Below are 7822 nucleotides of genomic sequence, written 5' to 3'. Positions count from 1 at the left end.
GTGGTTAAATTAGTTGCTACTTCTGGTAAAGCCAATATTACATTGTCAAACAGTAACTCACCAATGGGCAAGAATGATTCAACTGTTGGGATTACTTATTCTTCATACTATAACAACAAGAGCTTAAACGGCTTGTCTGTGATGGCCAGTGCCAAATCATACGTCTTCACCAATGTCGCTAATCGTTATCACTATTCAAAGAGTGAACGGACGAACGTTGCTGAACATGAACTTGGCCACGCATTAGGCTTAGAACATAACGTTGGTAAGAAGAGTGTCATGTATTACGCTACCAGAGATCAATCCGTATCGAAACCAGATGTTAATGGTTTGGTACACAGTTACCGTTAATATTAAAAAATTAAATTAGAAATGAAATATCCATTCCGGGGGGAATGGATATTTTTTGTATGAAGGTGCAAATGGACCCATATTATAGGTAGAAACTATTTTTAATTCTGATGTTTTTGAGGCATATAACGTCATAACATCACGGTTTCGTCATGAAATTGATCGTTCATCACGGTGTCAAATGACGTGGGTGTTATGCTGTATTTGAGGAGGGAAAGTGGAATGAAATTCACAACTGCAGAAAAATATTTGTTGGTCACAGAACGAATTGGGGAAAAGCCGATGTTACGAACCCGGTTCACCAGCCAGTCTTACTTTGTGTTAGCGGTATTTTTAGATTTGGTAGCTGAGCATACCATTCGGATAACAGATGATCAGGTTGAATTTGATGAAACCGTTAACTTGCCAGATTATCTATCGATATTTGTTAAACAGCTAAGGGAAGCTTTAACTCAAGATCAGCATCTAGAGTCTGCTTTAAAGCCACTTACTAGCTGGGATATCGCCAACCAGTTATACGATGGTATCGGTAACGATTTATTGTCAGACGGCCAGGTAGAACGTGTGCTTTTTCAGAATAACTTAAAACCACACGTGATATATCAACCAACAGAGCAAGCGCGAGTCGCATGTCGGGCTTGGCTAGTGGATAATTTGAATGGCAATTCTGTTAATGTAGCTGCTTTGAACTTATTCGCTATATTACAGCAAATGGATGGACTTAAATGGGTGGTGGCAGACGAACAGACCCGGACAGCATTAACCCAAACAATCAGTCAGAATTCGCATTTAAAGTTGATCCAGAAAATTACGGTAGCGGCTGCGGAAGTCATTACTCAAAAACGTTTCTGGCTGGATTCTTGGTTAAGTTAAATTATTGTAATAATGAGAAATTACTATTTAGTATTTTTAATTTATAAAAAAAGATTTTTTATAAATGCTTTAAAAACGGTTCTGAATATAAAACCTGCTACAAACGCATTATTATGTATAATTACAATATAATCGGCCTGTTTTTTTTATAAGAAGTGGAGTCATAATGCTTGACTGTGACAACCATTATCGCTATATTTATGCATAAGCTAGACATTCCAATACGTGTGTTCAGTAAGGGGGATTGCTGGACCAAATCAGCCTGGCTATGGAGGAGGGATAAAGATAGGCTAAAAAATTTAATATTGGGTTTAATTCGGCATAGTTGGTATGTATCTAATGACTTATTTGTGATATTTTGTATGATTTTGGAGGAAGCCGTTTTGAAAAAGCAGGGTGGACCCCGACACGTGATGGTTGAACGTGAAGGTGGCTTGATCCGGTTTCACCCTTACAAAATAGGAGAGGATTGGGTTAAGTAGCATAAGTTTGTTCATGTTTTAACTATTGCGACACCTAAAGATGATTTAGCGGCATAAGCATCATGAACGATTGAATTGATTGAGGCAGTTGCCTAATGGGGTGGCTGCTTTTTAATCGGCTTATGTTTTAGAGCTGGCATGGTAAGTACGTTTATAGCGGCGAGTTAATCGTTTTACTCGATGATTTTTTGATGCTCAAATCGTTATTTTAAGAGGAAAATGATGCCAAAAGCTTACTTGTCAATTACAATAATAACGCTAAAAGCTTGTTATTATCAAAAATATGTGATATATTATATTTGTTGTTAAGAACGAAAAAAGTTAATTTAAATGCTCAGTTCTAATATCAATTAGGACACGACCCGTTCTCGGAAGCTTATAGCTTGCCGAATGAATGGGTCTTTTTTGTTCTTAAGATTGATTTCATAATTCCGGGGGATTCAGAAACCAGTAGGTCTGGTGAGGAAGATGAAAAAGCTTACTACAAGTGTTGCAGATACCACTTTATATTTGATGATTGCGTTGAAATGTCACTGATCGTTAAATAATGAATAGCTGGGGAGCTATTACGAAGTGATGTCGTCCTAACAGTGGTTGGAGGCCGCAGTTAGGTAAGAACGGTGTGTGTCTGGGGTGATTCATACCGTTTGGTGGGTTTCTTATTCTTGGAGCGTATTTAGTTAGAGTAAAGTAATATATGCCTGTCTAGATGCGACAGTGAATAGGATTCAGTTGTGTTGAATAACTAGGTTGTCACAAAATAAAAGATTCGCTTTGGTTATCTTTAGAGATACCAAAACGAATTTTTTATTTTGTCGTAAAAAAAGATCACCCGGGGGAGGGTGATCTTATAGGAGTAGGCATTTTCGTGATGGGGTTCACGGAAATATAAATTTTACTTTGGAGGAGTAAAATGAAAAAGCTCACTTAATATCTTTATTAAGATATTAGGCTATGGTTATAATATAATCTCTAAATGTGAAGAAAGTGTGAAGATGACATAACAATTATCAAAATATTACGGTTAAATTAATAGTTAACGTTGCTAATCATATGAGATTGTGATTAATATTTTTCGTTAAAGGTAGTTATTACATCAAAACGGAAATCGCTGCTATTGCTGACATGTAAGCGTTCATAGTTGGTTGAACCTGATGCTTGAAATATCATCTAATTCACATTTAGCTATCTTTGTTTTTTAATCGTAAAATAAAATATTACATTTATATTACAACAATCTTTTTACTTATTTTTGATAAGTTTGGTTGAATTTATTTGTATTAGTGATATAGTGTAATAGTAAAATAGAACACTAATAAGGAGGGGCTATCATGGAGTTTGACGACAAGGTACCCATTTACTACCAGATTAAAACGGTAATCTATGATCAAATTATTGCTGGTCAATTAGCACCTGGCGATAAGTTGCCTGCAGTTCGGCAACTTGCGGTTTCGCTGACTGTTAACGTTAATACTGTCCAACGAGCGCTGCGTGAAATGATTGACGAAGGTGTCATTATTTCGCAACGTGGTCGAGGTAATTTCGTGACCTCGAACGCTGAGATTGTTGAACAGCTCAAACAAGAATTGATTGATCGTTATTTGAAGCAACTTTATGATCAACTTCATCGGTTAAACATTAGTAATGAACAAATAATTAATGAAGTAACAGCATATATTGAAAGGCAGGGGGATTTAAATGACGACAACGCTGAAAGTTGAAAAGCTAAGCTATCGTAGAAACTTAAAACGAATTTTAGCCGATGTTTCGTTATCATTGTCAGGCAACAAAATCGTCGGGCTATTAGGTGAAAATGGTGCGGGTAAAACCACGCTGATGCGTTTGATTGCTGGTGTGGCAAAGAATGCCAAGGGAACAATTACTGTCAATGATGAGGCCAATCTAGCTACTCGTAAAAGTTTGATTAGTTATAGTAATCCGTTAGGTGGTATGGCGACTAACAAGCGTATCAGCGAGGTCAAAGATTTTTATCAACGGGTTTATCCGGATTTTGATGAGCAAAAATATGCACAGATGATCTCGTTTTTAAAGTTGGATGAAACGCAACGGTTGTCGGCTTTATCAAAGGGAACTCGAGAAAAATTGGTAATCAGCTTGACGTTAGCTCGCCAAGCCAGTGTGTATTTGCTTGATGAGCCGTTTAGTGGTATCGACAGTATGAGCCGGAAGAAGATCATTAATAGTATTATTCAGTGGAAACCGGCTGACTCATTGATGATCATTAGCGACCACTACGTTTCGGAAATTGCACCGATTCTTGATGAAATCGTGGTGGTAAAGGATAACACCATTGCCTTGCACAAAGCTGCTGACACCATTCGTGAAGAGAGTGGCCAGAGTATCGAATCGTACTATGAAAGTTTATACGGGGAGGCTGACTCAAATGACTAAGTTTACTTCATTAATATCTGCGCTGTTGCGGGATCGATTTAAAGCTATAAACCGTATTATTGTGTTGATGCTGATTGCAATCGTTGTGACTGAAGTCTACGTGTTCTTTCAAGCGGGCACTGATAACCTAGGGACTAACCTGATGACTTATACCATTTTATGGAGTTCAGTGGCGTCGTTTATCGTTTTTATCAGGTTGTCGATGTTTAACGAAAACGTTTATCAAAACGATTCTATTCGCTTGATACCAGCCAGCGATACTAAAGTTTATCTCGGTAGTTTATGTACTACGGTGATCGGACTCCTGTACTTTATGGTTGTCCAGTTTGTTCTACGACTCGTGGTCTCGCTGATAGCTGGTAATAGTATTACCGACCTCATAGGACAGATCTTCTCGGGAGACGGTATGAGCTCAGGTCAAAGTATTGGCATCATTTTAATTTCACTTGGAATTGCGTTAGTTGCAATCGTGATGGTTTGGACGACGATTTCCTTAATCCATTTGATCATGCTGAGTATTGACGCGTTTTTGCCAATTGGCCGTCAAAGAATTATTCGTGGCATTTTATATGTCGTCATCAGTATGGCGATTATTCGGTTAGGAGCAGCCTTCTTCAATATTTATGGCACACTGATGAATGGTCTTTCATTGGGCTGGGGCGCTGCCTTTTCTATACTGGGAGTTTTGGCACTAGTGGTAGTGGTAGAATCCTTAGCTAACGTTCTGTTAATGAATAAATTTGTGGAAACGGCACAATAGTACTTTAGTGTTATTGATAATAAGGAAAACCGGTTTACCAGTTCACCGTGACTGATAAGCCGGTTTTTGCATCCGATTATTAAAAGCCTGACATTAGGATAAATTTTCCGTATTCCCATATCCCTTTCATGATTGTTTAGTATTCTAATAAAATGAATTTGTAATTTTTCGGAGGAACAATCATGAACAATCAGAACCACGTAACTCGGGGGATTATGTTAGCCCTGCTTGCTTCAATGATGTGGGGAATCTCTGGTACGGTGTTACAGTATATTTCACAAAACCAGCACATTCCCGCTGCTTGGTTTTTGTCAGCGCGGACGTTAGGAGCGGGTATCCTGTTGATGATCATTGGGGCATTCACCTCTCATGGGCATATTTTTCAAGTTTTTAAGTCTTGGCGCCTAGCAGGGTCATTGTTAGCCTATGCAGTTTTTGGACTCAGCGCGAACTTGCTGACTTTCTACATGTCCGTTCAAACGGGAAACGCTGCTTCTGCAACCATCTTGCAGTATCTTAGCCCGCTGTTTATCGTGGTGGGCAGTTTAGTGTTTAAGCGTGAGACGCCTTATCGTAGTGATTTAATTGCCTTTGCTGTTTCAATGTTAGGCGTTTTCTTAGCAATCACAAAGGGCAATGTGTCACAGTTAGCGATTCCGTTAAACGCGCTAATCTGGGGAATTGGCTCTGGCATTACCGCTGCGTTTTACGTCACGTTACCCAGACCAATTGTTAAAGCTGGGGTCTCACCAATCCTTATTTTGGGTTGGGGAACGCTACTTTCTGGTCTGTTGTTTAATTTACATCAGCCAGTTTGGGCGCATACGCCACCATTAACGCCTAATCTCGTACTGTCTATGATGACGGTTATCGTTTTAGGCACGATCTTACCGTTTTGTTTGTTATTGATCAGTAGCAATTACGCACCATCAGATGTGATTAGTATTGTGGACGCTGCACAGCCTGTAGTGACCTTCATCTTGAGTGTCGTTTTCCTCGGATTGCAGATCAGCTGGGTGGAAGTCCTCGGTTCTGCACTAGTGGTGTTTGCTATCTATCTGTTGCAAAATGGCCGGGCCCGCAGCCTGCAAACCAGTTCTTTAGGCACCGATAATGATATTGAACTAGATTAGTGTTTTCAGTGGCTGGCAGGCGCATGGTGAAATTACATCTTGCACTTTTCTCATTATATTGTTAAAATACTCTCATAAACACAGAAGGGAGTGCCATATCATGCTAATGAATCGTCTAAGTTCAACAACACAGCGATTTTTCTTCTTCTTTAACCAGCCTGGCTATCAACCAGTTAGTTAGAGAAGTTGCTATTAGTGTGGCACTTATCACTACTGGTCAGACAGCTAGGCGAAACGCTTGGGCTGTCTGGCTGGTTAAAACACCAGCGGACATCGTGGTCCCTGGTGTTTTTTGTTGGTCTGACCAGATAGTGTTCACTTGAGAGATGCAATCATTAAGGAGGAATAAAGATGGAGAACACAGTGGTCTCACGCGTATTCGGTCGATTAGCTAAGAAGGAGTCATTAGACCGATATTTAGATAAGGACAGTCTGTTAGAGAAGTCGATGGATGCAAAAGATTTACTATTATTAGGGGTTGGAACCGTGATTGGAACCGGGATTTTTATTCTTCCCGGAACAGTGGCTGCACTGTATAGCGGTCCTGGAATCGTCATGTCGTTCGTTTTGGCAGCCTTAGTGTGCGCCACCGCAGCCATGTGTTACGCCGAGTTTTCTTCAGCATTACCCGTTGCAGGTAGCGCCTATTCATACGGTAATATCGTGTTTGGCGAATTTATCGGCTGGGTGATTGGCTGGGCGTTGATTCTGGAGTATATGTTGTCAGTTGCCGCAGTTTCTACAGGTTGGTCGGCCTACCTCGTGTCGTTCTTAAAAGGGATTGGCATCACCGTTCCTAAAGCAATCACGGGCAGCTTTGATCCGGCTCATGGCACTTATATCAACATTTTTGCAGTTCTCATCGTGTTGGCAATCAGTTTACTGCTGACACAAGGGGTGAAAACTTCTACTCGAATCAATAACGTGATCGTTGTTGCTAAAATTGCGATTATTATTTTATTTGTCATCGTCGGCATGTTCTACGTTAAGCCAAGTAACTGGTCACCATTTGCACCATATGGTTCTCATGGTATTATGCGTGGTGCTTCATTAGTCTTCTATGCTTATCTCGGTTTCGACTGTGTGTCAGCTTCTGCAGCGGAAGTTAAAAACCCAAAGCGTAATATGCCGATTGGTATTATTGGGACTTTGATTATCTGTACGCTGCTGTACATGGCTGTTGCTGCAGTCCTGACAGGGATGGTTTCATACACTAAATTAAACGTTGCGGCACCGGTATCATTCGCCCTTCAGTTGGTCAATCAAAACTGGGTGGCTGGTATCATTTCTATCGGTGCGTTAGCAGGGATGTTTACCATGATGTTATCAATGATCTACAGTTCATCACGTTTGATCTATTCCATTGGTCGTGACGGTTTACTACCCAAGGGTCTTGGTAAAATCAATATGAAGCATCAAGTTCCAAGCCATAGTTTATTAGCCGTTACACTTGTGATTGCAGTGATGGGTGGCTTGGTATCACTGGATCGGTTAACCCAATTAGTTAATATCGGTACTTTGATTGCCTTCACCATGATGTCATTGGGTGTTTTGCCATTACGGAAGCGGCAGGATCTTGAAAATACTGGGTTCAAAGTACCACTATACCCATACTTACCGATTATCTCCGCTGGTTTGTGCATTTGGATGCTGTTACAGTTGCCGCTAGATACGTGGATCGTTTCTGGTATCTGGTTTGCGGTTGGTGTTATCATCTATATTACTTATGGTGTGCGACACAGTCAGCTAAATCAAAAAGCTTAATTTATAAAATAAAATGGCCTACCCAACAAATTAACTTTGCTGAGTAG

The 7822-nt window shown here is 40.1% G+C and carries 7 protein-coding genes; all 7 read left to right on the top strand.

Annotated features, from left to right (window positions below; genetic code table 11):
• Nucleotides 1-351: matrixin family metalloprotease (locus tag AC6H04_RS04620; protein ID WP_497570586.1), on the top strand; the 351-nt coding region annotated here is incomplete at its 5' end.
• Nucleotides 352-573: 222 nt separating this feature from the next.
• A complete protein-coding gene (locus tag AC6H04_RS04615) occupies nucleotides 574-1224 on the top strand; it encodes a hypothetical protein (RefSeq protein WP_497570585.1) in 651 nt (216 codons plus the stop codon).
• A gap of 1813 nt (nucleotides 1225-3037) precedes the next feature.
• Nucleotides 3038-3427 (top strand): GntR family transcriptional regulator, encoded by a 390-nt coding sequence (locus tag AC6H04_RS04610; protein ID WP_497570584.1) that lies wholly within the window; start codon nucleotides 3038-3040, stop codon nucleotides 3425-3427.
• A complete protein-coding gene (locus tag AC6H04_RS04605; RefSeq protein ID WP_497570583.1) occupies nucleotides 3405-4118 on the top strand; it encodes an ATP-binding cassette domain-containing protein in 714 nt (237 codons plus the stop codon). Before AC6H04_RS04610 ends, AC6H04_RS04605 begins: the two co-directional genes overlap by 23 nt.
• The gene (locus AC6H04_RS04600) at nucleotides 4111-4878 is read left to right on the top strand and encodes a hypothetical protein (protein ID WP_497570582.1); all 768 of its coding nucleotides are present in this window, start codon (nucleotides 4111-4113) and stop codon (nucleotides 4876-4878) included. The genes AC6H04_RS04605 and AC6H04_RS04600 overlap by 8 nt, the downstream gene beginning before the upstream one ends.
• Before the next feature lie 182 nt (nucleotides 4879-5060).
• The gene (locus tag AC6H04_RS04595) at nucleotides 5061-6011 is read left to right on the top strand and encodes a DMT family transporter (RefSeq protein ID WP_497570581.1); all 951 of its coding nucleotides are present in this window, start codon (nucleotides 5061-5063) and stop codon (nucleotides 6009-6011) included.
• A gap of 351 nt (nucleotides 6012-6362) precedes the next feature.
• Nucleotides 6363-7775 carry an APC family permease gene (locus AC6H04_RS04590; RefSeq protein ID WP_497570580.1) on the top strand — a complete coding sequence of 471 codons (1413 nt, stop codon included), beginning with the start codon at nucleotides 6363-6365 and terminating at the stop codon, nucleotides 7773-7775.
• The last annotated feature ends 47 nt before the right edge of the window (nucleotides 7776-7822 follow it).

This window comes from Secundilactobacillus sp. MJ173, from assembly GCF_059704265.1.
This window is presented reverse-complemented; position numbering and strand designations above follow the sequence as displayed.